The 936-nt window shown below is 76.6% G+C and carries 2 pseudogenes; one reads left to right on the top strand and one right to left on the bottom strand.

Annotation, left to right across the window (positions count from 1 at the left end):
- A pseudogene (locus ABD419_RS23335) lies at positions 1-530 on the top strand (hypothetical protein); the annotation flags it as partial.
- A gap of 123 nt (positions 531-653) precedes the next feature.
- Here ABD419_RS23335 and ABD419_RS23330 read toward each other — a convergent pair.
- Positions 654-936: pseudogene (locus ABD419_RS23330) on the bottom strand (hypothetical protein); the annotation flags it as partial.

The following is a 936-nucleotide window of genomic DNA, read 5'->3' as shown; positions in this document are numbered from 1 at the left end:
CGGCCGAGGCGGCGACCCGCGCGGGTGCGCTCGCGGCGCAGTTGATGAGCGCCGGGTTCGACGGCACCGACGCGGGCCGTGTGGTGTGGCTGCGCCTGGACTACACGGGCCGGCTGGGTTCGCTCGCGTTGAGCCCCACGGTGGACCGGATGAGCAACCGGGCGGTCGCGAAGGCGGTCGAGTCGGCGTGGGACGCGGCGGAGGCGGGCCGGGCGGAGCATGTGATGCGCGCCGAGCGCGTCGGCGCGGACCTGCTCGCGCGGTGCGCGCCCGATCCGCGCTCGGCTGAGCTGCGGGAGTGGATCGCGCGCTCGCCGGAGCGGTTCTCCAGCGCCGGGGGCGACGACGACCTGTGCGAGGCGGAGACGAGCCTGGCCGGCCGCCTGACCGCGTTCCGGTTCCTGGTCCCCGACGCCACGTTGGACGTCGAGTGCGAGCAGCTCGGCGCGGAGGTGTCGGCCGCGATCGGACTGGCGCAGCGCCGGGCCGCCGAGCGCCTGTCGGCGGTGCTCGCGCCCGGCGGCCGGTAGCCGGCGCCCGGACCGCCCCCGGGGAGTAGTGGGTACGCCCCGGGGCGCGGAACGGCCCGCCGTCCGCAGTGAGGATCTGCTGTGGACGGCGGGCCGTTCTCCTTGCGGGTGTTCGGTGTCGGGTCAGGGGCCCTTGGGCTCGGGGACGTCGAACCCGGGGAGGGGGAAGGGCGGGGCCTGGTCGAGCGGGAACGGGAGCGCGGCCGGTTCGGGCTCGGGTTCCTGCTCTTCCTGGAAGTCGACGTACGGGTTGTTCTCGGCGGTGCCGATCCCCCAGACGTCCTCGTCGGGGTCCTCGGTCAGGAACGACTCGCGGTCGTACTCGTCGTCGCCGACGCCCGCGCCGCGCGCCCCGGGGGCCACGACCAGGCCGCCGAGGCCGCCGCCGAGGGCGTTCGCGCCGCCG

Origin of the sequence: Glycomyces endophyticus, from assembly GCF_039531525.1 — a bacterium.
GTDB lineage: Bacteria > Actinomycetota > Actinomycetes > Mycobacteriales > Micromonosporaceae > Glycomyces > Glycomyces endophyticus.
Note: the sequence above shows the minus strand (reverse complement) of the source record. Positions and strands in the feature narration are given on the sequence as shown.